The sequence below is a fragment of the Candidatus Zixiibacteriota bacterium genome, from assembly GCA_029860345.1.
Classification (GTDB): Bacteria; Zixibacteria; MSB-5A5; order GN15; family FEB-12; genus JAJRTA01.
Genome location: JAOUBJ010000004.1, coordinates 205,450 through 230,713, shown reverse-complemented (window position 1 = coordinate 230,713; position 25,264 = coordinate 205,450). Strand labels below are relative to the sequence as shown.

Annotated in this window: 21 protein-coding genes; 6 read left to right on the top strand and 15 right to left on the bottom strand. The window is 52.3% G+C overall.

Annotation, left to right across the window (positions count from 1 at the left end; translation table 11 throughout):
• Positions 1-79: 79 nt before the first annotated feature.
• From OEV49_06120 to rpmH, 15 genes are all read right to left on the bottom strand, one after another.
• Complete coding sequence (locus OEV49_06120; GenBank protein ID MDH3890641.1) at positions 80-982, bottom strand: serine protease; 903 nt, start codon at positions 980-982, stop codon at positions 80-82.
• Positions 983-1,029: 47 nt separating this feature from the next.
• The gene (locus tag OEV49_06115) at positions 1,030-1,983 is read right to left on the bottom strand and encodes an isoaspartyl peptidase/L-asparaginase (GenBank protein MDH3890640.1); all 954 of its coding nucleotides are present in this window, start codon (positions 1,981-1,983) and stop codon (positions 1,030-1,032) included.
• Positions 1,984-2,084: 101 nt separating this feature from the next.
• Positions 2,085-2,513, bottom strand: a complete 429-nt coding sequence (locus OEV49_06110; protein ID MDH3890639.1) for a hypothetical protein — start codon at positions 2,511-2,513, stop codon at positions 2,085-2,087.
• Positions 2,514-2,714: 201 nt separating this feature from the next.
• Positions 2,715-3,722 carry a MoxR family ATPase gene (locus tag OEV49_06105; GenBank protein ID MDH3890638.1) on the bottom strand — a complete coding sequence of 336 codons (1,008 nt, stop codon included), beginning with the start codon at positions 3,720-3,722 and terminating at the stop codon, positions 2,715-2,717.
• 674 nt (positions 3,723-4,396) lie between these two features.
• The gene (locus tag OEV49_06100; protein ID MDH3890637.1) at positions 4,397-4,816 is read right to left on the bottom strand and encodes a polymer-forming cytoskeletal protein; all 420 of its coding nucleotides are present in this window, start codon (positions 4,814-4,816) and stop codon (positions 4,397-4,399) included.
• Positions 4,797-5,582 (bottom strand): M23 family metallopeptidase, encoded by a 786-nt coding sequence (locus OEV49_06095; protein MDH3890636.1) that lies wholly within the window; start codon positions 5,580-5,582, stop codon positions 4,797-4,799. Before OEV49_06095 ends, OEV49_06100 begins: the two co-directional genes overlap by 20 nt.
• Positions 5,583-5,709: 127 nt before the next feature.
• A complete protein-coding gene (locus OEV49_06090; protein ID MDH3890635.1) occupies positions 5,710-6,561 on the bottom strand; it encodes a ParB/RepB/Spo0J family partition protein in 852 nt (283 codons plus the stop codon).
• On the bottom strand, positions 6,558-7,316 hold the full coding sequence (locus tag OEV49_06085) for an AAA family ATPase (protein ID MDH3890634.1): 759 nt from the start codon (positions 7,314-7,316) through the stop codon (positions 6,558-6,560). Before OEV49_06085 ends, OEV49_06090 begins: the two co-directional genes overlap by 4 nt.
• An 86-nt stretch (positions 7,317-7,402) precedes the next feature.
• Positions 7,403-8,029 carry a class I SAM-dependent methyltransferase gene (locus OEV49_06080; protein MDH3890633.1) on the bottom strand — a complete coding sequence of 209 codons (627 nt, stop codon included), beginning with the start codon at positions 8,027-8,029 and terminating at the stop codon, positions 7,403-7,405.
• Entirely contained in the window at positions 8,026-9,897 is a 1,872-nt protein-coding gene (gene mnmG, locus OEV49_06075; protein ID MDH3890632.1) for a tRNA uridine-5-carboxymethylaminomethyl(34) synthesis enzyme MnmG, read from the bottom strand. Before mnmG ends, OEV49_06080 begins: the two co-directional genes overlap by 4 nt.
• Positions 9,898-10,368: 471 nt before the next feature.
• Positions 10,369-11,715 carry a tRNA uridine-5-carboxymethylaminomethyl(34) synthesis GTPase MnmE gene (gene mnmE, locus OEV49_06070; protein ID MDH3890631.1) on the bottom strand — a complete coding sequence of 449 codons (1,347 nt, stop codon included), beginning with the start codon at positions 11,713-11,715 and terminating at the stop codon, positions 10,369-10,371.
• A gap of 66 nt (positions 11,716-11,781) precedes the next feature.
• The gene (gene yidC / locus OEV49_06065; GenBank protein ID MDH3890630.1) at positions 11,782-13,497 is read right to left on the bottom strand and encodes a membrane protein insertase YidC; all 1,716 of its coding nucleotides are present in this window, start codon (positions 13,495-13,497) and stop codon (positions 11,782-11,784) included.
• Positions 13,498-13,549: 52 nt separating this feature from the next.
• The gene (gene yidD / locus OEV49_06060) at positions 13,550-13,759 is read right to left on the bottom strand and encodes a membrane protein insertion efficiency factor YidD (protein MDH3890629.1); all 210 of its coding nucleotides are present in this window, start codon (positions 13,757-13,759) and stop codon (positions 13,550-13,552) included.
• 10 nt (positions 13,760-13,769) lie between these two features.
• Positions 13,770-14,120 carry a ribonuclease P protein component gene (gene rnpA / locus OEV49_06055; protein ID MDH3890628.1) on the bottom strand — a complete coding sequence of 117 codons (351 nt, stop codon included), beginning with the start codon at positions 14,118-14,120 and terminating at the stop codon, positions 13,770-13,772.
• Positions 14,104-14,256 (bottom strand): 50S ribosomal protein L34, encoded by a 153-nt coding sequence (rpmH, locus tag OEV49_06050; GenBank protein MDH3890627.1) that lies wholly within the window; start codon positions 14,254-14,256, stop codon positions 14,104-14,106. Before rpmH ends, rnpA begins: the two co-directional genes overlap by 17 nt.
• A gap of 345 nt (positions 14,257-14,601) precedes the next feature.
• Between rpmH and OEV49_06045 the strand changes: the two genes are divergently transcribed.
• The 6 genes from OEV49_06045 (at position 14,602) to OEV49_06020 (ending at position 25,135) form a co-directional block, all read left to right on the top strand.
• The gene (locus OEV49_06045) at positions 14,602-14,970 is read left to right on the top strand and encodes a cupin domain-containing protein (protein MDH3890626.1); all 369 of its coding nucleotides are present in this window, start codon (positions 14,602-14,604) and stop codon (positions 14,968-14,970) included.
• Between the two features lie 10 nt (positions 14,971-14,980).
• On the top strand, positions 14,981-17,422 hold the full coding sequence (locus OEV49_06040) for a protein kinase (GenBank protein ID MDH3890625.1): 2,442 nt from the start codon (positions 14,981-14,983) through the stop codon (positions 17,420-17,422).
• 194 nt (positions 17,423-17,616) lie between these two features.
• The gene (locus OEV49_06035; protein MDH3890624.1) at positions 17,617-20,103 is read left to right on the top strand and encodes a protein kinase; all 2,487 of its coding nucleotides are present in this window, start codon (positions 17,617-17,619) and stop codon (positions 20,101-20,103) included.
• A gap of 21 nt (positions 20,104-20,124) precedes the next feature.
• A complete protein-coding gene (locus OEV49_06030; GenBank protein ID MDH3890623.1) occupies positions 20,125-20,307 on the top strand; it encodes a hypothetical protein in 183 nt (60 codons plus the stop codon).
• An 11-nt stretch (positions 20,308-20,318) separates the two neighbouring features.
• Positions 20,319-23,279: a protein kinase gene (locus OEV49_06025; GenBank protein ID MDH3890622.1), complete on the top strand. Its 2,961-nt coding sequence runs from the start codon at positions 20,319-20,321 to the stop codon at positions 23,277-23,279.
• A gap of 8 nt (positions 23,280-23,287) precedes the next feature.
• Positions 23,288-25,135 carry a protein kinase gene (locus OEV49_06020; protein ID MDH3890621.1) on the top strand — a complete coding sequence of 616 codons (1,848 nt, stop codon included), beginning with the start codon at positions 23,288-23,290 and terminating at the stop codon, positions 25,133-25,135.
• Positions 25,136-25,264 lie beyond the last annotated feature (129 nt).

Below are 25,264 nucleotides of genomic sequence, written 5' to 3'. Positions count from 1 at the left end.
CGTCGGTGCCGGTTTTCATCTCTTGTTGCGTCAGGTCTTGCGATCGCCTCAGGCGAACGTGTGACCTGACGCGGTGGCGTCAACCGACTGACTTTCCTTCCTCAGGTATGTCGATGAGACCGGGGAGCAACTCGTTTAGTTGTTTCGAAAAAGCGCTGGTTGGGACTGCACAACCCAAAGACGTTTCCTGGTGGACACCAAATCTCTCGTGCTCTCTCTCATCTTGGTTTTCCAAAAGTTCGACCATAGGAGTAAACTCTATTCGTGAGGCAAAGACCACACCCACTACATCCCCATCAACTGTGAAGACCGGTGATCCACTGCTGCCGCCGTTGATATAGATGTCCAGCAGTAGCTGAGTCTGTATTGCCAACTTAGGGTGAGGTAGAATGCCAGCAAGGCATCCTGTTTGGAGGATAGGGCAACATTGTAAATCGGCTATAGTGTCAACTACCGGACCATCCAAACCTTGGGGAAAGCCGAGAATACCGACGGGTGTACCAACGTGTAGGTTGTCTGACAAAACTATCTTAACGGGTCTCAGAGCAATGGAATCGAAGGGTGGCTCCGTCAAGTCCATTCTGCAGATTCCGATATCGGGAGCTGCGGGCGGAAGCACAAGATCGGCTCTTTGTCCTTCAAAATCTACACTATCCCTAGCGTTAACCGGGTTGGACGCTGGCGGGTCATCAATCCACCTAAGGTCTTTGATTCTTGTATTTGCAAAGCCAATTTGTGGGAACGTGCTATCCTCTCCGTCCATTACGACGAAGTTCAGAGCTCGTGATTCAGGCCTGATGGACACATTCCCTTCATCATCAGTTCTTAACAGTGGCTCCAGCACATGTTTGTTAGTAAGAATCCAACCGTCCTCATGGATGACAAAACCTGTTCCAAAAATGTTGAATTGAGGTCCGTCGTGATCGCCTATGCCGAACACAGATGCCTCTATTTTTGACACGCCTTCCCTGAAATCAATCACGTTTACTCTCTCCTCTTGTCGTTCGCCTCTCTGAATCGAGTAGCTTGCTACTCTCTGAAAATCTTCACCACCGGTTCGGTGCCCTGCATCAGATGCCCGCGGTACATGCCCTCGGTGTTGAAGGGGAGAGCGAAATTTCCGTCTTTGTCAATCGCTATCAGCCCGCCTGTTCCCTCGCGGTCGGTCAGGCTTGTTTGCACCGATGCTTCGGCAGCTTGTGAAAGCGACATCCCACCGTAACGCATCCGGGCCGCTATGTCGTAGGCCACCACCCCGCGCATGAAAAACTCACCATGCCCGGTGGTACTGACGGCGCACAACTTGTCAGCATAAGTTCCGGCGCCAACACAAGATGAGTCGCCCACTCGTCCGTACCGTTTGTTGGTCATGCCGCCCGACGATGTCGCCGCAGCCAGGCCGCCCATCTTATCCAGCGCCACCGCACCGACCGTGCCGTGCTTGTCGTCTTCAGAAAGAGCAAGTGGCAAGCCACCCTTTTTGTTCTCGCCCGCTGCCTGCTCTTTCGCCAGTAAAGCCTGCAACTGCTCCCAACGCTGGTCGGTGTAGAAGTAATCTTTGTCAACCAGCTTGAAACCCTGCTCGACCGCGAACTGTTCAGCCCCCTCGCCCATCAGCAAGACATGCGGGGAATGACACATGACTTGTTTGGCCAGGTCGATCGGGTTAGCGATCCGCCTGACCCCGGCCACCGCGCCCGCCTTACCGGTGAAACCATCCATGATAGTAGCATCCTGCTCGTTGATACCGTCGTGCGTGAAGACAGCGCCACGTCCGGCGTTGAACAGCGGTGAGTTTTCCATGACGTTGACCGCTTTCTGCACCGCGCCAAGCGCACCATGCCCTTTTTGCAGCACCGCGATGCCTACATACAACGCCTCGGTCAGGGTCTCACGGATACAGGCTTCTTTCTCCGGTGTCATTTTGGACTGGAGAATGGTGCCGGCGCCACCGTGTATGACTATGCCACAGGGTTTGGTCATTTCAAAGAGAAACGTAACTAGTAGTGAATCGGTTTGAGCTGACAATCTGTTCTTTGGTTCGCAGGGGCTTCCTTCATTAGGCAGCTGGTTGGAGGATATTCTTACCTCATAAAGTACCAGTATCTATCCTTGACCAATTTCAATTCAAAGAACCATGACTCCTCGGCCACAACTGTTTGCGCCAGAGTGTCCACTAGCCTGGCGGTGAATCCAGCGGTGATTATGCTATCCTTCTTCACCATATCGATGCCTCCATGAGCCTCGGTCCCGTTCCACCTGCCATGGTTCTTCCACAAATACTTGTCACATTGATGCTTCAATTGTGGACACATTTTCTCGCGGGTCAGATCGGGAAACTGAACGCAGAAACTCACGAATTCTAGTACGACCTTAGGATAGTATCTCGGATGGTAGCGTTCTTCTTTGATGATAAGAGAGTCCGGGGGTTCAATCATATACTCGCTTACCAGGGCTATACCCACGTCGAACACCTCTTTGTCTCTTAGCTGCTTTACATTCCAGTCACGCATAGATAATTCAATACGGTAATCGCCAAACTCAACCGTAGGGTTAGTTCGGTCCGGCGGCCAGTAGTACCACGTATGGCCCGGGGGGAAGCGACCGCAAGCCGCCAAAACACAGGCAACAACTATCGATTTTGTCAACAATGTCCTGCGTATGAAAGAACTCTCTTTCATTTCGTGCTGAGGGTTTGGTTATGCCTGATCTGGCTACCCCTCCTCTTTCACTGTCTCCAGCACCCGCTTGATAATCTCCTCGGTGTCGACACCGTCGGCTTCGGCGTTGAACGAGGTCACGATACGATGGCGTAATACCGGATAAGCAGCAAAGCGAACGTCCTCCGGACCCGGCGTGGGACGGCCATCGAGGATCGCCTTGGTCTTGGCGGCCAGGATCAGATACTGCGAAGCGCGCGGACCGGCCCCCCAGTTGACCCAGTTTTTGATAAATTCAGGCGCGGTGGCATCGTTGGGACGAGTAGCCCGCACCAGGTCGACCGAGTATTGCACCAAATGATCGGACACCGGCACGCGACGGACCAGTTGCTGGAAGGCTATGATATCTTCCGGTGAAAGAACCTTCTCAAGCTGGTGCTCCTGCACGGTGGTGGTCTCTTTGACAATTCTGTTTTCTTCGTCCGACGACGGATAGTCGACAAAGACGTTAAACATGAACCGATCCAACTGCGCTTCCGGCAGCGGATAGGTCCCTTCCTGCTCAATCGGGTTCTGCGTGGCCAACACAAAGAACGGCTCGTCGAGTTTGTAGGTCTCACCGGCTGCTGTCACTTCGTGCTCCTGCATGGCCTGAAGCAGGGCAGCCTGGGTCTTGGGCGGCGTGCGGTTGATTTCGTCGGCCAGGATTATGTTGGCAAAGACCGGCCCCTTGACAAACCGGAACTCGCGCTTGCCGGTGGTGTGGTCCTCTTCGATAATTTCGGTACCGGTAATATCGGAGGGCATCAAGTCCGGCGTGAACTGGATGCGGTTGAATTTCAGATTGAGAACCTCGGACAATGTGGAGATCAACAATGTCTTGGCCAGCCCCGGCACTCCGACCAACAAGCAGTGACCGGAGGCTAACAGGGAAATCAGGAGTTGTTCGACAACTTTGTCCTGCCCCACGATCACCTTACCGATTTCGCTGGTGATTTTGTTGTATGAAGCGTTGAGGTTTTCTACGGCGTTGAGATCGGATCCAGCCTGTTGTACGGCCATTTATTCCTCCGGCGGTTGTTTACTCTTTCACGGCTTTAGCCACCCGTAATCAGGCGGAGCTATAAGGCTTATACGCAAATGTCGACCGAAGATACAAATTCCGCCTGAGAAAATCAACCCGGTGCGAACTGTAGGTGGCAGCTTGATCGATGACGTATGCAGGATTCTTGGTTTTTCAAGCCACCCTTAAATATGGGTCTATGTGTCTGATATTTAGGTGGAAAGAACCCGACCGCGCATGTTCACAAAACTGTGGAGCGAAGTCGGCATCACCGATACATGTGCGCGGCGAGGGAGTGAACATGGGTATTAATATCCAAATTCTTTTGCATAGCTGGTATTCAGACAAAGATTTAGGAGATACTAAACGTCAGTTGGCGCAACCAGGGCGATTGATAAACGGTATGAATCAGAGATTAGTAGCTGCGTCAGCGGTGCGGATAATCTAATGCATTGCCACAAAACAACATAACATCAAAAACGCCTAACGTTCCACTTGATCCCAATCCGCCTAAGAGACATGGGTACATGCAGTTAAGAGAAAGTGCGGCCTTGTGGAAAAAGTCTCTTGACAGATTGGCGTAATAGGGCTTATGTGGCTATTAGGCAATCATTTATGAGGCTGTCCACATTCTGGGACGGTTGTCCACAGACCGCTTTCATGCTCTATCCTCTCAGTCGTCCTGATCCGACGAAAGAGCCGCTTGCGGCTCAGGCTCGGTGGCCAAAAAGCCCAAATTGGGCGGACTGTCTTTCATGCTACAAGCGCCTGAGAACATCGCACCTTCCTCGATCACCAAAGATTTGGTCCGCAGGTCGCCGTCCATTTCACACTTGGCCTGCAACTCGATTTTCTCAGAAGTGTTGACATTGCCGCGCATGGTGCCGGCGACAATAGCGCTTTCTGCTTCAATCTCAGCTTCGACCAGCCCGCTCGACCCGACCGTAACACAACCCGAACTGATAATCTTACCCTTGACCGTGCCTTCAACCCTAAGGGCACCCTTCACATCGAGGGTCCCGGTGATAACTGTATCCTTGCCGATAATGGTGTTCATCAAGCCATCCGGTTCGTTAATGTTGTTTCTTTTCATGCTGAATATCCAATGGATTTATAGGTTCATCATGCACCCTTACTTCATAGTGAAGATGGGGGGCTGTAGATTGTCCGGTGTTACCGCTTAGTGCGATACGACTACCGACCGCCACGCGGTCTCCGACTGCCACCAAAAGGCTGTCATTGTGCCCGTATAATGTGCTGACCGAATCGTTGTGTTGCACCACCAAAAGTCGGCCATAGGTGGAATCATAATCGGCATACACTACGGTTCCGATTGCCACGGCCAGCACGGCGGTGCCTTCGGCGCAGGCGATGTCGATCCCGGGGTGGTACCGGCTGGAATCACTCAACTCGAAATCTTGCGTGATAAAGCCCTGAATCGGTAAGCCCGACGGCCAGCTAAGATCCGGTCCGGCCTCCCGGTTCAGTATCGCACCAGTGGTATGATCGATACTCGCAAACAGGGTGGAGTCATCCAGCAGTTCCGGCAACCGATATTCTATACCGGCCAGTTCGGCTATCTGCTTTACAACCTCTCGCGCTTCGTTCATGTTGTTTTCCAGTATCTGCACTTTATACTGATACCTGAGCAGGCCTTCGTTCTCGGCGGCCAATTTGTCGGTGAGTGCTGCACGTTTTAATACATCGGCATAGAATGCGAAAAAGAACACCTGCCCCACCAAAAGAATGGCCAATGCCCACAAAACCGCCTTGAGCACCCAGGCCCGGACGCGATATCCACGACGAGCTTCGGCGCCGTCGGGGATAAACATAACAGTGATATACCGGGTCGCTTTCATGACCGATCGCACTCACGAAAACAAACCGGTCGAAAGCAGTTCTTGTTCTTGCATGCAACTTCCATGTCGATACATATCTCATCAGGGCGCAGCAACTCACACTCACCATTGTCACAATGGCACCGGTTCATCCGACGATCTTGCGAAACAGATCGAGCAACCGATCCAGGTCATCGTCGGAATAATAATCGATCTCGATTTTCTTTCTTCTCAAACCATGATGGATCTTCACCGAGGTTCCCAAAGTTTGTTTTAGAAAAGTCTCGGCGTCCATGATGGCCGGCATTCTCCGCTTGGGTGTCAGTCGTCGTTTGGTAACGCGACCGGCCGAACGTTCGACATCACGAACAGAGAGTGATTCATCTATGATACGCTGCGCCTGCCGCATCATTTCAGCTTCATTATCAAACGACAGAACGGCCCGGGCATGACCCTCGGTCAGTCTTCCTTGGCGCAGCATGTTTTTGATTTTCTCCGGCAGGCTCATCAATCTCAGCAGATTGGTCACGGCCACGCGGCTCTTGCCGACACGGGCGGCCAGTTGTCCCTGAGTGAGGCCACACTTTTCGATGAGGGCGTGATACGCCTCGGCCGTTTCGATCGGGTTGAGGTCCTCACGCTGAAGATTCTCCACCAGGGCCAGTTCCAGCATACTGGTGTCGTCGGCCGCTTGCATCATGATCACCGGCACTTCGGTCAGGCCGGCAAGTTTGGCTGCGCGGTAGCGACGCTCCCCGGCGATGATAATATAGCCGGCGCCGTCCGACTTCACTACCAACGGCTGGACCACGCCATGACGCTTGAACGATTCGGCCAGTTGCTCAAGAGCCGTCTCATCAAAATCTCTACGCGGCTGCAACGGATTCGGCGCCAGTCTGTCAAGGGGTACCACCTGCTGAGATGATTGATCAGTGTCACCGACGCCGCGATCACTTGGTATCAACGCTTCGAGACCTTTGCCTAAAACAACTTTACTCATTGTGCCATTACCTCTTTAGTCAAGGCCATGTAGTTCTCCGCACCGGTGCAGAGGATGTCATACAAGATGATCGGTTTGCCGAATGACGGCGCTTCGGACAATCGCACGTTGCGATTGATGACAGTGTCATACACTTTGCTGTCGAAAAAACCGCGGACTTCTTCGGATACCTGTCTCGACAAATTGAGACGTCCGTCAAACATAGTCAGCAAGACACCGTCAACGGCCAATTCCGGGTTGAGATGTTCGCGCACCAGCTTGATCGTATTCATCAACTGCCCCAACCCCTCCATAGCGTAGTACTCACACTGAATGGGAATAATCACCGCGTCGGCGGCGGTGAGGGTGTTGATGGTCAATAGTCCCAGCGAGGGTGGACAGTCGATCACGATGTACTTGTAATCATCGATGATTTGCGCCAGTGCAGACTTGAGACGTTGTTCGCGTGACATCACATTGACCAGCTCCACTTCGGCCCCAACCAGCGATATCGATGCAGGTATCAGGTTCAAGTATTCGAGTTCGCTGGCCACGATCGCCTCACCGGTGGATTTGGAGCCAAGGAGGATATCGTAGACTGACGACTCGATGTTATTTTTGTCGATGCCCAGCCCGGAAGTAGAGTTGGCCTGCGGGTCCATATCGACCAGGCAGGTTTTGCACTCGGCGGCGGCCAGGCAGGAACTTAAGTTGACGGCGGTGGTTGTTTTGCCCACGCCACCTTTTTGGTTGGCTATGGCTATTATTTTGCCCAAGAAACACTCCTTGTTATCGCAACATCCTGCTATTCGAAATGATATTACCAGGTTGCGACGGTGCGCGCAACAAAAACCGACCTTGCTCAGCAGTTTTTTCGCACTATTGTGTAGTTCTTGATAGGTTCCGCGCCGTTCAAAGTAAACGGCTGGACAATAGTGGTATACTGCGAGGAGTCGATCTCGAATTCCGGTTTGGAGTAATAAACAAAACAACCGGCATCGGTCAGAGCGTTGCTGATCAGTCGCCACAAGGATGGCGTCAGTTTAACATAGCGCAGTGTGATCAAATCGAATCTACCGTCCGGAACGCCGGGGATGAAATCGTGGGGGCTGATTTCGGCCGGGAGATTAAGCTGCTTAACGATTCGGCCCAAAGCGTCGGCACGACGTTGACGACGCTCCACCAGCACGCTCTGCTCAATTCGAAAACGGCCGGCCCGGGCCGCCAGGAGAATCACAATGGCCGGAAATCCGCCACCAGAGCCGATATCAAGATACCTGTGAAAACCGGGTTGGGCTATCTGTTCCATGGGCGCCAACGATTCGGTAGACAATCTTCTCAAGTCTTCCTGATTTGTTTCACGTGAAACAAGATTGATTCGCTGGTTCTCGGCCATGAGCAGATCGAAGAACCCTTGCAGATCGGATGCGCCATGGAACCGACTGAGCAGCTCCTTCGTATTGAAATCAAGCGGGGGATTCTGGATCATTCGGAAACAGCCCCCTGTCTCTTCAAATGGACTGACAAAATAGCCAGATCGCCGGGTGACACCCCCTCCAGTCGACCGGCCTGACCCAATGATTGCGGCCGATACCGAGCCAGCCGCTCCGCTGCTTCCTTTTTTAGGCCGGTGATTGCAAGATAGTCGAACTTCGCCGGAATTGTCATCGTCTCCAGCCGTTTGAATTTGTCGATCTCCCGCTGTTGTTTGACCAGATATCCCTTGTACCGTATTTGAATCCCGGCGCGTTGCAGCAATTCCGGCCCTTCAGAGAGGTCGGACTCAAATTCGGCCACGATGCCCAAAGATTCATCCAGTGTCAGATGTGGCTGACGGATCAAATTGGCCAGACTCACCCAGTCGGCCCGCTGAAAGCGTTCACCGGCCACCCCCAAATCAGCTACTTTTATTCGGGTCGCCTCCAGTTTCGCTACCAGGCCGGTTGTCTCCGACTGCAAGCGCGTGAATGCCTCCAGTTCCGGTGGATCCACCAGGCCGTACTGCTGGGCATAACAACTTAGCCGGTCGCGGGCGTTATCCTCACGCAAGGCCAATCGGTATTCGGCCCGCGAAGTGAACATCCGATATGGCTCGGTGATCGGCTTGGTGCAAAGATCATCAATCATCACCCCGGTATACGCCTCGGATCGATCAAGGATCAGCGGCGGCTGTTTTGACAGACAGAGCGCGGCATTCAAGCCGGCCAACAGTCCCTGGGCGGCCGCTTCTTCGTAGCCCGAGGTTCCATTGATCTGCCCGGCAAAAAAGAGCCCTGAGATTCGTCGCGTTTCGAGTGACGGTTTGAGCTGGAAAGGTGGACAGAAATCGTATTCGACAGCATAACCGGGGCGAGTAAGGTCCGCCTGCTCCAGGCCGGTGACAGTCCTGATTGCAGCCAGCTGTATCGATTCCGGTAAGGCTGTCGAAAAGCCATTTGGGTAAACTTCGCTGGTGCCGTTGCCTTCCGGCTCCAGGAATACCTGGTGTGTGGCCTTGTCTGGAAAGCGAAAGAACTTGTCCTCGATAGACGGGCAGTAGCGGGGGCCGGTAGCTGTTATCTGGCCTGAGAACATGGCCGACTGCCTGAAACTGTCCCTGATCAGTTGTTTAGTCGCAGCGGTGGTATCGGTCAAATAGCACGGGATTTGGTTAATCAAGCGTCGCGATGATCGGGCCGAAAAAAAAGGAACTTGTTCCTCGCCCGGCTGCACCCGGCATCGTGAGTAATCGACCGTATCACCATCGAGCCGAGGCGGCGTACCAGTTTTCAAGCGTCCGGTTTCGAAACCGTGCTCTCGCAGAGAACCAGACAGTCCTGTCGCAGCCGGCTCACCCATGCGTCCTGCCTCGGTCTGAGTTTCTCCAATATGAATAAGTCCGGACAGGAAAGTGCCGGAGCAGATTACGACTGCCTGGCCGCTGATTACACGTCCACTTTTGGTGTCAACACCGCAGACCGCACCATTCTGGACGATTAATCGATCAACCGTTTCTTCGATCAGCTCGATGTTTTCCACCGAGGAAACCCGGGTGCAGACATACTCGTTGTAGCGGATTCGGTCGGCCTGGGCTCGGGTGGACCAAACGGCCGGGCCACGCGATAAATTCAGCCGACGGAACTGTATCCCGGTGGCGTCAATAGCTTCGGCCATCAGGCCGCCCAGGGCATCCACTTCTTTCACCAGGTGCGACTTGCCGATTCCGCCAATGGCCGGGTTACATGACATCAGGGCCAGCTTGGTCTTATCCATGCTGATCAGGGCCACTTGCCGCCCCATGCGGGCAGCCGCCAGTGCTGCTTCGACTCCAGCATGGCCTCCGCCGACGACTATTATGTCAAAATCTCGATTTGTCAAGATACTGCAACTCTAAACTACAGTTAATTCATGTCTCTTTTCCCCTCTCGAGAGAGGTGCCCCGCCGACGGCGGGGCGGGGTGTGTTCTTCAGTCGGTGGCGGAAAAAACACACCCCTGAATCCCCTCTCAAGAGGGGACTTTGAAGACCACACCTTGTCACAACAAGCGCGGCCGAATCCACAACCAACTTGTTGGGGCGACTCATGGCCGCTCCCTGCGCGATGTCGACCGGCGGGTGATACCATCAAGCCCGGTCTGGGTCTACAGTCACGCTGTATCATCACATTCACAAATCCATCCGGTGGGTGGCACCCTCAAGCCTCGCTCGGGGGTGATAAATCACTTTCTTGGCGCTTCGCGCCCATGACTCCAAGGTTTTCACATACTTACTCATAACGCGCGTAGCGCGAAAAAGTGATTTATCACTGCCGAAGGCAGCAAAAACTGATTTATCAGTTTCACGTGAAACTCACTTGCCAATACAAAACTTAGCGAAAATCCTATCCAATATCTCGTCATTATAAATCCTGCCGGTGATTTCGTCAAGAGCGGTCACAGCAGCCTGCAACTCAAAAACGACCAACTCCGGCGACTCACCCAACCTGAGCAGTTTTCCGGCTCGTCTAATTTGTTTCAGGGCGCGCTGAAGTTTCTGCTGATGCCGTGCCGAAGTCACCACCAGGCCGGAAGTGAGATCGGGCATCGACTCCCGAATGATTGTAGATAAACTGCTGGAGAATTCGTCAACTCCCTGTCCGCTCAGGCAGGAGATAGGCATCAAGTGGGCGTGTCGGCTCTGTTCGAGCTTTTGATCGGCTTTTGTCAACACGTCTATCTTATTACCTGCTAATAACTTACGCATCCTCCCAAGGTCCTCAAGGTCGGCCTGAAGCTCTGATGACCATCTCTTTCGGGACATATCCACAATCCAGATAAGCAGATCACATTTTGAAATCAGCCGCCGAGCCAGGTCCTGACCGGCCTTCTCGATCTGGCTGCCGCCGATTCGCAGGCCGGCCGTGTCTATCAGGTTTACCGGTATGCCCTCTATGTCGATCCACTCCGACAGATAGTCCCGGGTGGTTCCCGGCGTGGCGGTTACCAAGGCGCGTTCCTGTCTCAACAACAGGTTGAACAGTGTTGACTTACCGGCGTTCGGTCGACCTGCGATCACTATTTTGAAGCCATCGCGCAAAATGCGACCAGCGCTATAACTCTCCTTCAATCGCCTTATTTGATCCATTAACTCGTTTAGTGATTTGGTCAATCCCGCACCGCCATCAGGCCCAATGTCATCCTCCGGATAATCGATCGCAGCTTCAGTTTCGGCCAGGATTTCCACCAGCCCACTTCGGAGCATGTTAACATGCTCCGTATATGCTCCCGACAGATGCTCCCGGGCTGCATCATACGATACGCTGGTTTGGGCATCGATAAGTTCGCCCACTGCTTCAGCTTGAGTCAGGTCAATGCGGCCATGGAGAAAGGCCAGTCGTGTGAATTCACCCGGCTCGGCGGCTCGCGCTCCCGATTTCAGCAATTCATTAAGTACCTGTTTAACAGCTTCTGAGCCGCCGTGACAGTAAACCTCCACTTGATCCATCCCGGTATACGAGCGTCCGGACGGCATATAGACAGCCATTACTTCGTCCAGCCTGGCGCCGTCGGCGTGACAGAACCAGCCATGCTTCAACATGAACGGAGTAAAGGACTGCTTGCCCTGCTGGTCACTTTGAAAATGTTTTTTGAGCAGTCTGAGCGATAACCGCCCGGCCACTCGGATGGCCGCTATGCCGCCTCGGCCCGGTGGCGTGATAACAGCGGCAATACTATCACCGTCTAATAGATCATCCAGATCATCGGTTTTTTTTTTGACGGCATATCAGGTAGTCATCACTTGCGCGTTTTTCTTCCTCTTGAACAGCACGTAATCAAGCAGGGAGAATACTGAGAAGCAAATCCAGTACAATACCAGCCCGGCGGCGAACGTGTAAAAGATATAACCCATGAACAACGGCATCAGATAGATCATCATTTTGTTCTGCTGTGTGCTGGGCATGGTCAGTTGTTGCGACAAGAATTGTGCGACCACCATGATGACCACGAGAATAATGTATGGATCTGAAAAGCCCGAGGCACCGCGCGACAGATCATTAATGAACCAAACAAAAGGTGCATCGCGAAGCAGGATGGTCGACCGGAAGACACTAAAGAGGGCGAAAAACAGAGGCATCTGAGGAAGCATCGGCAGACAGCCGGAGACCGGACTGACCCCGTGCTTTTTGTAGAGCTTCATCATTTCCTGGTTCATTGCCTGCGGGTTCTTCTTGTGCTTGGTTTTTAACTCATCGACCTTCGGCTGCAGGTCGCGCATGGCCTGCATCGATTTGAACGATTTCATCGACAGCGGCAAAGTCACAATCTTGACCATCAGCGCGAATAGAATGATCACCAGACCGTAGTTGGGGAGAAAACTGTACAAACGCGGCAACAACCAGATAATAGCAATCGCGAACGGTTTGATAATCCAGCCGACAAATGGAGTGGTGCCGATACCGAGCATATCCTCAAGACCGACATCGTACCCGTCCAACAGCGAATAATCAAGCGGTCCCACAAAGACTCTGAAGCTGTCACTATGATTCTCAAGACCGGTGAATTGCAAATCCATGCCGGCCGTGATATACCGTGCTTCGGTGGAGCCATCGGGCGTGGAGACATCTTGTTTGAGCCCCTTGGCAAAAGCGCTCGCTGCCGGTCGGTTTTGTGGAATCAGTACAGCCGCGAAATATTTGGAGCGCACTCCGGCCCAGACAGTGGCGCCTTCGACCGACTGATTCAGGCGACCGTCGTCGAACTCATCCAGGGTTTCACGGGCACCCCCTTGCATGGTGACCGCTTCCATGGCGTCGTAGTCGATCGTGGCCTGAGGTTCGGTGACACCTAGCGGGGTGTTCCAGGTAATCCTGTACGACCGTTCGAACCCAAGATTCCGCGGCTCTTCCAGTTCGACGGCCAGATCGTAATGATAACTGTCCGGGTAGAAACGCAGCCGCTTGATGATGCGGCCGCCCTGGCCATTGTCAAATGTGTACTCCACCTCGAAAGTATCCCGAGTGGCATCGTAACTGCCTGCAACAAGACTGGACACGAATGGGGTTTTGGAGGTCGAAAAGGTACCACCGGCAAAAGTCGCCTCGGGCGTGACAGCTGTCGCTTTCGGGAGCATCTCGATTTCTTCGCCGTCCCGATAGAAATACTCTTTGAGCTTCATCGAAACCGGACCGCCGCCGAAACTACTCAGAGTTACATCGTATTTGTTGGTGGAAACAACAATGGTGTCGGGTGGATTTGAGTCAAGGGAGCCGCTCGATTCAACATCCAGCCGATCTGGAGACCGCTGAATATCGGTACCGGTGGTGGCCGGTTCAAAATCAGAAGTGGTCTGGGCGACGGATGCTGTGTCGGTTGCGATCGGGGTTTCAGTTGGGAGCTGCAGCGGAGCCGGTTCGACCAATCCCAAGAATTCCAGAATCTGGCCGTAGAAAATGATGACCACGACCAGCAGTATAACTAACGGTAAAGTCTTTTTGTCCAAAATCGCCTTCCCTGTCTGTTTCTATCCCTGTAGACTATCTCTATCCCGAGCTTCATTCGACCGGATCGTAGCCTGCCTCATGCCACGGGTGGCACCGGAGCACGCGCCTGATGGTCATTATGCTCCCCTTCCATGCTCCGTACTTGCGCAGGGCATCTTGACCATAACGGGAGCACGAAGGTTCAAAACGACATCCTCCACTGAACAAATGAGCCAAAGCATACCTGTAGAAATCGATCAACAGAATGAGAAAACTGCTGATCAGCCCTTGGTTAGCTGAGGTTTCTGTTGATCTGTTTGAAAGTGCTTTGGATTTCACCGTACACCTGCTCGAAGCTGGATTTGGTGCTTTGCTGGCTGGGGATGAATCCCACTTTTATCGGTCTGTCCAATAATGCTTTGACCTGTCTGATCACTTCCCTGAAGCGACGTTTGATCCGATTGCGCTCGACCGCCGAGCCGTGATGTCGAGAAACAAAAACGGCGTAGCCGAATTGGTCAGCCTCTGTCCAGACACAGGCATGACCGGGTGTGGAAAGCCTTCGTCCGTTCGAGAATAGGTGATCGATCTCGCGCCGGTTTTTCAGGCTGTCTGAGCGCGGTAGTTTATTTCTTGCGTCCAACTTTGACGGTCAATCTTTTTCTGCCCCTGGCGCGACGACGAGCCAGGACACGACGGCCGCCTTTGGTGGCCATACGGGAGCGGAAGCCGTGGTCGTTTAGCTTCTTGCGATTCGATGGTTGAAATGTTCTTTTCATTCAAAAATCCTCTATAGTTTAGCCCGATAATATAACGATTCTCCTAATGCCGTCAAGGCATTAAAAATGCCCTTGACCCTTTCGGTTACAGCCGGTGTCCGCCTACCTGGTGTAGCCGTCCCGGCGCCTGAGAAGTGGTCAGCCGATCCAGCTAAAACTCTGTTTTTGACGTTGCAAAGCACACGGGCAACCACTTAGATTAGGGTCAAGGATAACCTCATAACGAGGGCGTCGTGTTATCACGGTCTCATGGCCTATTCGGACCGATTGAGGTCACCAGTCTTTTGATTGCAGGAGCAATACCACTGAACCTAACCATAATTCGATTCTGAGGAAACAATTCGAATGAAGTACACGCGGGTCTATACCGACGACAGCGGCGAATCGCATTTTGAGGATGTGGAGGTTGAGTTTAAGACAATCGACTTTGCTCCTCCGGCGCCGCCGCTGGATCTCTCGTCGTTCACACCGGCGACACAATTTGGATATCTGAGAGCGCTGGCCGGCTGGTTCGGCGACTGGCACCCAGCGCCCTGCCGCCAATTACTTTTCTACCTCGCTGGTGAGATTGAAGCCGAGACCTCAGACGGTGAAACGCGCCGGTTCGGCCCCGGAAGCGTCACGATGGTTGAGGACACAACCGGCAAGGGTCACAGAAGTCGTGTGGTGGGTGACACTGCCGCGCTCGCTGTGGTGGTGCAGTTGGCAGATTGAATCGGATAGTATGGAACCTAACGACGACGACAAAACACGCACGCACGTCGTGCTGACCAAAGGCACGATGGTTTCGCACTACCGGATTGTCGAGAAGATCGGCGCCGGTGGTATGGGTGAAGTCTACCTGGCTGAGGACACCAAGCTGTCTCGAAATGTCGCCCTGAAATTTCTGCCGACGCATTTGTGCCGGGACGAAGACAGTCGTACTCGGTTTACTCGCGAAGCCAAGGCGGCCGCCAAACTCGATCATCCGAATATCGTCCCGGTGTATGAAGTAGGTGAGTATAACGGGCGACCGTTTTTTGCCATGGCCCATATTACGGGAGAACCGTTGAGGGATGTGGTCAAACAAGGCAAACTCTCGGTTGCCGAGGCTGTGAGTCTGACCCAGCAGATATGCGAAGGACTGCACGAAGCTCACGAAGCAGGGGTGGTTCACCGGGATATCAAGCCGGGCAATATTATCATAGACAGTAAAGGCAAACCCCGCCTATTGGACTTTGGGCTGGCCACAGTTTCGGGCGAAGAGAAGCTGACCCAGACCGGGTCGACTCTGGGCACGGTCGGGTATATGGCGCCGGAGCAGATTACCGGCGGAAAAGTCGATAAGAGGTCAGACCTGTTCTCAGTCGGCGTGATCCTATATGAGATGTTAACCGGTCGTCGTCCTTTCGAAGGGGACAATGATGCTGCGATAATAAGAGCGATTACCACGTCGACACCGGAACCAATTGCTCGATTCAAATCGGGCGTGACGGGGGAGCTGCAACAGGTAATCAACAAGGCACTGGCCAAGGACCCTGCCCTCAGATACCAGCATGCCGACGGAATGCTGGCCGACCTGAGACGACTGACCGTCGAAACAGCGCCGCCCAGGAAAAACCGTTTCGTATGGTTGGCATCGGCTGCAGTGGTTTGCGTCGCTGGGGGATACTTGATTTCCACACTCTTCACCGCTGGGGAGGAGTCGGCTCAGGCTCAGCCGCCGGTTCTCATTGTGTTACCCTTCGTAAATCTTGGTGCTGCCGATGATGAGTATTTTTCCAGCGGCATCCGTGAGGAGATCAGTTCGCGCCTTTCTACTATCAAGGAACTACGCTTGCTGTCAAACAACAGCGCCGAGAAGTACCGAGACGTAGATAGGAGTATAGAGCAGATTGGTAAGGAGACGGGAGCGGACTATATTCTCGAGGCCACTATTCGTTGGGACAGATCAGGCGACGTCGATCGCTTTCGAATTACTCCCAAGCTGACCAGGACCAGTAACAGCTATATGATGTGGTCCGATAACTTCGATCAACAGATGGTTCAGATATTTGAAGTGCAAACGGAAATCGCATCCAAGATTGTTACAGCCTTGGGTTTGACACTTCTGGAGCCAAACCGACAGACTCCTGATTACGCGCCGACAACGAGCATGGCCGCATACAATTACTACCTTCGTGGTTTGGACGCTATGGGCAGGAGCGCACGCGTCGCCAAATTGGGTGAGGCGATCGAAATGTTTGATTCTTCTCTCGCTCTCGATCCACGCTTTGCCCTTGCCTGGGCTAAGAAATCAACGGCTTATACTCAGTTAGTATTCGGTCGCAAGGGGGGTGGGGCAAGGCGAGATTCAACAGGCTTACAAGCGGCAGAAAAGGCGTTGGAGTTGGATCCCAGTCTACCGGAAGCACACATCGCTCTTGGGTCGCACTACAATTTCCTTGAGCGCGATTATGAGCGGGCGCTGGATGCGTTCGCGCTGGCCTCTTCAGAAGTAGCACCTAACGCTGATCTCCTGCAGCAAATCGGCGTAGTGAAGATGCGCCAGGGTAAGTGGCACGAGGCGCTATCAAACTTCGAACAAGCAGCCAGAATCGATCCACTCACGGTGCGTCATTATTACTGGCTTGGAACCGCTCATTCTTATCTGCGTGACTTCAAAAAGGGCCGGGAGTTCGTTGATCGCGGGGTCGTCCTGGCTCCCACCGACGGGGACATGGTATACTACAGTCTGTTGTTGAACCTGCTGGAGCATGGAACTGTTGATTCCCCTACCCACTCCTATGAGAGTATCGTGAGCGCTCTCGGTGCGGCACAATCGTCGCTGTATGAGATGTTTCCCTCTACTTCTCTCGGAGTATGGAGATTCGTGATCGAGAGAACCGATCCGGATGAGATGATCGCCGACCTGCGGGACTTAAAAGATGAACGTGTGGACTATCTTGTCTACATGAATATCGCCCAGATTTTTGACCTGACTGATCGAGAAGACTCCGCCTTCATCTACTATGATTCATGCCGGATTCGACTGCTTGAGGATTTCGACTTCAGCCTGCATCCCAATGATTGGCCAATCTATTCCAGGTTAGGACTCACCTACGCTTTTATGGGGATGCCTGATTCGGCCGTAGCCGCAGGAAAGACCGCAAAAGAGTTGATGCCTGTCGACAACTGCCATTGGTGAGGACCTGATCCGGTCATGGTCATGGCCCAGATATATGCAATAATCGGACAGTATGATTTGGCCATCGATGAACTAGAATACCACCTGTCAATACCAGGTTGGAGCACACCACAGTACCTGAGAGCCGATCCGCTGTTTGCCCCTTTGCAGGAATCACCCCGATTCATAGCACTTCTTGAAAGGCATGAGGCGAAATGACCGAGCCTAACGACGACAAGACCCGTACTCACATCGTGCTGACAAAAGGAACAATGGTTTCGCACTATCGGATAGTCGAAAAAATCGGTGCTGGTGGCATGGGTGAGGTCTATCTGGCCCAGGACAGCAAGCTGTCACGCAATGTGGCACTGAAGTTTCTGCCGACGCATCTTAGCAACGATGAAGATTGCCGCGCCCGTTTCAAACGTGAAGCACAAGCTGCGGCCAAGCTGAATCATCCCAACATCGTTACGATTTTTGAAGTTTCGGAATTTCGAGGCCGACCGTTTTTTGCGATGGAGTTGGTAGAGGGTCAATCACTACGCGACCTGGCCAAGGGAAAAGAGCTTGGTGTTGATAGGATCATCGAACTGGCCCTGCAAATCTGTGACGGACTCGGCGCCGCTCACGAGAAACAAATCGTTCACCGAGATATCAAACCTTCAAACATTGTAATCGATGCCTACGGTCGACCGAAGATACTCGATTTCGGGTTAGCAGCCATTCAGGGAGGGGAGCAACTAACCAAGACAGGTTCGACCCTGGGCACTGTGCAGTATATGTCACCTGAGCAAGTAGACGGTAAAGAAGTTGATCATCGATCAGATTTGTTTTCACTTGGCGTCGTTCTATACGAGTTGATCGCAGGTCGCACACCATTTGAGAAAGACAATGAAGCTGCGACACTGAAAGCTATTACGCAGGACAACCCGGAACCGCTGGCTAGGTACAAAGCGGACATCCCTGATGAACTCCAACGCACTGTCTCAAAACTGTTGGAGAAAGAGACCTCGATGCGGTATCAAACTTCGGGTGGTGTGGTCAGCGATCTCAAGCGTCTGGTTGTTTCGACGCAGAGTTCGATGACTGTGACTCCAGCGAAGCAAAAGAGTAGATGGCCGCTTGCACTCGGTGGGCTAGTGACAATTGCGATACTGATAGTGGCCGGTGTGAAGTACTACCCGGGCGACAAGGATGAACAGAAAGTCACACCTATTGACGAGCGGATAATACTGGCCGTCCTTCCCTTTGAGAATCTCGGTGCACCGGAAGATGAATACTTCGCTGACGGAATTACCGGCGAGATTACTTCAAAGGTTAATGTTCTCGATGGTCTTGGTGTCATGGCCAGAACCAGTGTTCTCCAATACAAGGGAACGACCAAGCGCATCAGTGAAATCGGCGCTGAGCTAAATGTCGATTACATCCTTGGAGGTACAATCAGATGGGACAAGTCCGGGAGTGTCGACAAGATACGGATCACACCGGAGCTGATTCGCGTATCTGATGAAACTGCCGTCTGGACAGATAATATTCAAAAAGACCTTTCCGAGATATTTGAGGTGCAGGCTGAGATCGCTATGCGTATTGCCGAGGCACTTGGCACGACCCTCCTGGCTGGTGGCCAGGAGGCGCTCGATTATCGGCCGACCGAAAACCCTGATGCTTATGATTATTATCTGAGGTCGATGAACTCTAAAGTGGGCCCCGGCGGTCTGCTTAAAGCAATTGAACTGCTGGATAAGGCTATTGAGCTGGATTCGACTTTTGCCATGGCATTCACTGCGAAGTCTATATCACATTCGTATTTTGCTTTCTTTTACGAGTCGGGGTTCTCGGAGCATACAAGACCGGCACGAGAAGCATATCAACGGGCTTTTGAGATCCAGCCTGACTTGGCAGAGGCGCACCTGGCTAGTGGGACTTATTATAACTTGATTGAACGAAATTACGACAAGGCACTTTGGGAATTTGAACTTGCTCGACTAGGGCATGTTGAAGAAGCGTTTGTTCTGGGCGCAATCGCGATGGTCAAGTTACGACAGGGCAAATGGTATGAAACGATAGCTCTGACCCAGCAGGTCATCAAGCTTGATCCTCGATCATTTGGGACGAAGTTAACGATGTTGTGGGCGAGTTGGTACTCTCATCAGTACGAAAAAGCATTGGAAGTAATTGAGCGATTCGGGCCAAAAGTTCCTGTAGGTGGTGCTGGGGTGTATGCGCTAAAAGCAAGGATTCAGATTTGTATGGGAGCAAGTGTTGAGCAGATTCAACAAACCCTTTCCGAGTGGTCGGACAGGGGCACGAGCCCCCTGGGGAGCGTCGTCGCACCGATCATTCACGACTTCCTTGATTCAAGGAATCAGTTACCTGATCTTGACCTACTGATCTCTCGTGCAAAATCAGGATTACAGTACAACCCCGATCCAAAGCTGTATGTTAGCATTGGGCTTCTCTATCGCTACAACGGGGACGAGGAATCTGCTTACCTCTATTTGGATTCGGCCCGCATAGTAACCTACAATCGCAACGAAGAGGCGAGGCGTGACACATCCGGTCGATTTGAGCCCCTTCCTCCTAATCACGAGGTCTTAGAAATGCTTGCCATGATTTATTCACAAACCGGTAGACATGAGCAGGCCATAGAACAGGCGCAATTGGCGATGGAGACCATGCCTGTTGAAGCCTGCCATTGGTGAGGACCTTCTGCGGTCATGGTCATGGCCCTTGTTCAGTTGAACGCCGGAAATATTGACACGGCGCTCGAATACTTAGAAGAGGTCCTGTCTATTCCGTCTACCTTTTCGACCGCCTGGGTGGAGATGGACCCTCGGTGGGAGCCAGTGCGTGATCATCCAAGATATAAAGAGATCATTGCCAAATATGAAGGTATCAAGTTCTAAGGGCTGTTGATGTGGTAGACCACGAAGCTGACGACGACAAGACGCGCACACACGTCGTGTTGACCAAGGGCACGATGGTGTCGCATTACCGTATCGCCTGCAAGATCGGCGCCGGTGGCATGGGCGAGGTCTATCTGGCCGAAGACAGCAAGCTGTCTCGAAATGTCGCCCTGAAATTTCTGCCAACGCACCTAAGCAATGACGAGGATTGTCGCGAGAGGTTCAAGCGCGAAGCCCAGGCAACGGCCAAGCTGAGCCACCCCAACGTTGTCACGATTTTTGAGGTCTCAGAATATCAAGGACGGCCTTTCTTTGCCATGGAGCATGTGGGAGGCAAATCTCTTCGTGACTTGACCAAAGAGCGAGAGCTTGATCTGGACGAAGTCACTGGATTGGCTATTCAGACTCTGGAGGGGCTGCACAAAGCTCATCAAAGCGGAGTCACACACCGTGATGTCAAACCGTCGAATATCGTAATTGATGCCGATGGTCGACCCAAGTTGCTCGATTTCGGGCTGGCCGCGATTGAAGGTTTGGACAAAGTTACCAAAACCGGTTCGACGCTCGGTACGGTCGGTTATATGTCACCGGAGCAGATTCAGGGCAAAGATGTTGACCAGCGTTCCGATCTGTTTTCATTCGGGGTGGTGCTTTACGAAATGGTGACGGCGCGGTTGCCGTTTGAAGGGGACAACGAAGCGTCGGTGATGAACGCCGTCTTGAGTGAGTCCGTAGAACCGTTGTCACGATACAAAAGCGACGTCCCCGACGAATTGCAGAACATCGTGTCGAAACTCCTGGAGAAGGATGCATCTCTTCGCTACCAACACGCCGACGACGTAATCACCGACCTGAAACGATTGAGACGCGACTCCGACAGTTCAATCATCACGCCCACTGTAACAACCCAAACTCGCAACACGACTCGGTATTTGGTTCCTACACTGATTGTTATCCTGTTGGTCGCCATGTTGGTCTTCAAACCGTGGGAGCTTCAACAGCAGGGTGCCGGGGACGCGTCGGCCGAAACAAATCGTCTGGCCATTATGTATTTCGACAACCTGGCCGATCCGGCCGACAGCCAAAAGATGGGTGAGATTGCAACCAATCTATTGATCACCGACCTCTCGGAGTCACGCTTCGTACAGGTGGTCTCAAGCCAACGCCTGTACGATATTTTGAAGAATCTGGGACGTGAGGGTGAGAAGACAATTGACCATTCAACAGCATCCCAAATCGCTGAACGAGCCAAAGCCAAATGGATGTTACTGGGGAGTATTCTCGGCACGGACCCGCAAATCGTCATGACGGCTCAACTAATAGAGGTTTCATCGGGGACCGCGGTGGCCTCACAAAGAATCAACGGTAAGCCGGGTGAGGACATTTTCACGCTTGTGGATAAACTGACTGTTGAAATCAAAAGCGATTTATCCCTTCCCGAAGAAGCCTTAACCGAGACGGATCGGCCGGTGGCGGAAGTGACTACGACATCGCCCGAGGCTTATCGCCACTATCTGGAAGGTGTGGAATTAGGATTCCAGCGCTACTTGGCCGACGCCGAGCTTGCTTTGAAGCAAGCGATCACATTGGACTCGACATTTGCCATGGCCTTCTATCAACTGGCCAGGGTGGGCCAGGGACCGCGCCGTCGCACCTATCTGGCCAAAGCTCTTGAATTCTCCACCAACTCAAGGTACAAAGAGAAGTTGACCATCGAAGCCTATCATGCCTGGGTGAACGGGGAGCCGCTAAAATCGCTGGCCAGGTGCCAGGAGATTGTCAAGCGCTATCCCGATGACAAGGAAGCACATCTAAACATGGCCATCTTCTACAGCTACGGCTTCCGGCAGGTGAACATGGCCATCAAACACTACACCCGGGCTATAGAGCTGGATTCTCTATACGGTTCGGCCTACAACGCTTTGGCATATTGTTACAATGACATTGGAGATTTCGATAAGTCGATCTGGGCGATGAATAAATACATAGAGTTGGAACCGGACCAAGCTAACCCGTACGACTCTCGTGGTGAGCTCTTCGCGGGCAATGGCAGAATCGATGAAGCGATTGGCTCGTTTGCCAAGGCTATCGAGATCAAAGGAGATTTCTACCAGTCATGGGGGAATCTCGGCCTCATGCATCTTTACAAAAGGAACTACGACGAAGCGCAACGATGTTTCGATAGACTCCTTGAAAGCCCACGCAAGAACGATCGGTCGGTTGCACGACAGTACCCAGCACTGGTCCTGGTACACCAGGGCAGATTCGAACAAGCGCTCAGTGTACTTGAGCAGGGTATCGCTGCCGACCGGATGGAGAAAGCCGAGACCTGGCCCAAGCATTATCAAGTCGCCAGAATCTATGCTGAACTCGGGGAGATTGACAAGGGACTGGCCGCGATGCAAGTGGCTATGGAGGGCTACAGGGAGAATCGCGGCTTGCTTGTCCCGATCCAGCATTTCTACATACAGATGCTGGCGGAAGGTGGCCGTATCGACGAAGCCGAGACAGCGCTGGCGGAATGGAAAGGTCCTATTGCCCCGGACGATTCGGCGAAACTATCGCTCTGGTGGATCGCCGCCGGCTGTGTCGAGCGAGCCAAGGGAGACTTACCGGCCGCTGTCGAGTATTTCGGAACGGCCTCGAGCATGTATAGCAGCCGAGGATACACCTCCGGGTTTCGAGCCTATCTTATGCTGGCCAAGACCCAACAGGTGAACGGCCAACTGGGCGAGGCGGTGAACGGATATGAACAGTTGCTCTCCACCTTCAGCGAAGACCGACTACAATGGACAATCGAGTCAGTCAAGTTACACTACTATTTGGGAACGGCGTACGAAGAATCGGGTTGGAATGACAAAGCGATTGAGCAATACGAGACTTTCCTGGACATCTGGAAAGATGCAGACTCGGGGCTGGTCGCAGTCGACGATGCCAAAGAGCGCCTGGCAAAACTGAAATCAGCGCCGTAAGGAATGTCATGGAAGCTGACGACGACAAGACGCGCACGCATGTTGTGCTGACCAAAGATACAATGGTGGCACACTACCGGATTGTCGAGAAGATCGGCGCCGGTGGCATGGGTGAGGTCTACCTGGCCGAAGATACTAAACTCAAGCGCCAAGTGGCTCTTAAGTTCCTACCTGAAGAGCAAACTAAGAGCGATGCTGTACTGCGTCAATTCACACAAGAAGCTCGAGCAGCCGCACGACTACAACATCCAAGTATAGTCACTGTCCACGAGATTAACGAAGGTGGAAGAGTACCGTATATTGCCATGGACTATATTGAGGGGCAATCGCTGAAGGAACTATCAAGCGATAAACTGTTAACTGTTGCCGACATAATTGACATAGGCATTCAAATCACCAAGGGACTAACAGCAGCTCATGAAAAGGGGGTCATCCATCGAGATTTGAAGCCTGGTAATTTGATGATAGATGCAAGCGGAGCAGCTAGGATCCTGGACTTTGGATTGGCAACTCTTTCAGATGTTGAATCATTGAATGACTCTGAAGCTACCCGTACAAGTGATCCTTTCGCAGGAAAAGTGGCCGGAACAATATCTTACATGGCACCCGAACAACTACTCGGCCAGGAGATCAATGCCAGGGCAGATATCTTTGCCTTCGGCGTAATAATGCATGAACTAATCACTGGCGAACATCCCTTTTCAGCTCCTACTGCCACTGAGGTTTCAGCCGGGATTCTAAGAGACACTCCAACTGATCTACACAGCAAGCGTTCGAATATTCCGTATGACCTCAACCGAATTGTATCACGATGTTTAGCCAAGAAACCGGACAAACGATTTCAAACCGCCCGGGATGTCTGTAATGAGCTTGAGGAATTATCTAACGAGTTACGACGGGATACAGCCATTACTATAATCGATCAAGACCCGATAGCGGTAGGAAGTGTGCTTTGTGAAGAGTCATTTGTCATTACTACCGACTTAGTTCGTCAACTATCTCATAAAGACCCGAAGATGATCGGCGGTTCGTTGGCATACATAGACAACGGGATTGCATCTGATGCGTTGGTTTTCTATCTGCCCCCTTTGGGTACCGACCACGAACATTACTCTGACGTGCTTCACCAATTACCATTTCGAGCGATTGCCATATCGGTCTTCGGATTTGAACGTAACGCTCAACTAAGACTTCCCCTCACGTTGCGAGATCATTCAATTCTCATCCATGCTTTGATTAAGGACTTGTACACTCGACTTCGACCGCGTAACACTGTTCTGGTTGGGCATTCATCTGGTGCTGACCATTTTCTTCATCTACTAACCTCTGAATTGTTTTCTGATATTAGGGCAACCGGCGTACTGGCTCTTGGCTGCAATGTACATATTGAAGATTGCTTTGCGTCGGGCAAACTTGCGGAGTTGGCTGACGGTGATGAAAGCCAGATTCTGTCCACTATCAATCTGTTCAGTCAAATGTCCTCCTCGTTGTATAACTGGTTGATCATACATGACTATCTAGTGAAAGCATTTAGCAAATTTGGAATTAAGACCGCACCGTTGAGCCAATACGCATCCGACATTTTTGCTCCATTCAAGGATGGTAGTTGGGAGCAGTTTCCAAAGTGGTATAAGTATTGTAGAAGTAGAATCCGACATACACAGTTTGTAATTGATACCGATGGTTACCCTGCCCTGGATATGCTGATGCAGGAACACCTTGAAAACAATATCCTTGGCGATGACTTTCATGAAGAAGCAATTGTCAGAGCACCATGTTCACACATGGAGTTAGGACAAACCGAAATGGTCCTCAAATACACTCTTGAATTCATGAAGTTGCTGGAAGCAAAATGACTTTCAATCCGGTGAACTACTGGGCTGGGATTCGATCTTTGCGGCGGCCTTTGGCAGAATAAATGGGCCAGCCAAGATGCTTCTATCGGCGAATAAAAAACGGTCACAATGTGGTCACACTACGATCCG

Excerpts from the sequence above, each read along its gene's own strand:
- OEV49_06105 (MDH3890638.1), bottom strand. The coding sequence starts at position 3,722 with ATGGCCGTACAACAGGCTGGATCCGATCTCAACGCCGTAGAAAACCTC.
- rpmH (MDH3890627.1), bottom strand. The coding sequence starts at position 14,256 with ATGAAAAGAACATTTCAACCATCGAATCGCAAGAAGCTAAACGACCAC.
- OEV49_06115 (MDH3890640.1), bottom strand. The coding sequence starts at position 1,983 with ATGACCAAACCCTGTGGCATAGTCATACACGGTGGCGCCGGCACCATT.
- OEV49_06100 (MDH3890637.1), bottom strand. The coding sequence starts at position 4,816 with ATGAAAAGAAACAACATTAACGAACCGGATGGCTTGATGAACACCATT.
- OEV49_06080 (MDH3890633.1), bottom strand. The coding sequence starts at position 8,029 with ATGATCCAGAATCCCCCGCTTGATTTCAATACGAAGGAGCTGCTCAGT.
- OEV49_06045 (MDH3890626.1), top strand. The coding sequence starts at position 14,602 with ATGAAGTACACGCGGGTCTATACCGACGACAGCGGCGAATCGCATTTT.
- OEV49_06095 (MDH3890636.1), bottom strand. The coding sequence starts at position 5,582 with ATGAAAGCGACCCGGTATATCACTGTTATGTTTATCCCCGACGGCGCC.
- OEV49_06090 (MDH3890635.1), bottom strand. The coding sequence starts at position 6,561 with ATGAGTAAAGTTGTTTTAGGCAAAGGTCTCGAAGCGTTGATACCAAGT.
- OEV49_06020 (MDH3890621.1), top strand. The coding sequence starts at position 23,288 with ATGGAAGCTGACGACGACAAGACGCGCACGCATGTTGTGCTGACCAAA.
- OEV49_06030 (MDH3890623.1), top strand. The coding sequence starts at position 20,125 with ATGGCCCTTGTTCAGTTGAACGCCGGAAATATTGACACGGCGCTCGAA.
- OEV49_06110 (MDH3890639.1), bottom strand. The coding sequence starts at position 2,513 with ATGCGTGACTGGAATGTAAAGCAGCTAAGAGACAAAGAGGTGTTCGAC.
- OEV49_06040 (MDH3890625.1), top strand. The coding sequence starts at position 14,981 with ATGGAACCTAACGACGACGACAAAACACGCACGCACGTCGTGCTGACC.
- OEV49_06035 (MDH3890624.1), top strand. The coding sequence starts at position 17,617 with ATGACCGAGCCTAACGACGACAAGACCCGTACTCACATCGTGCTGACA.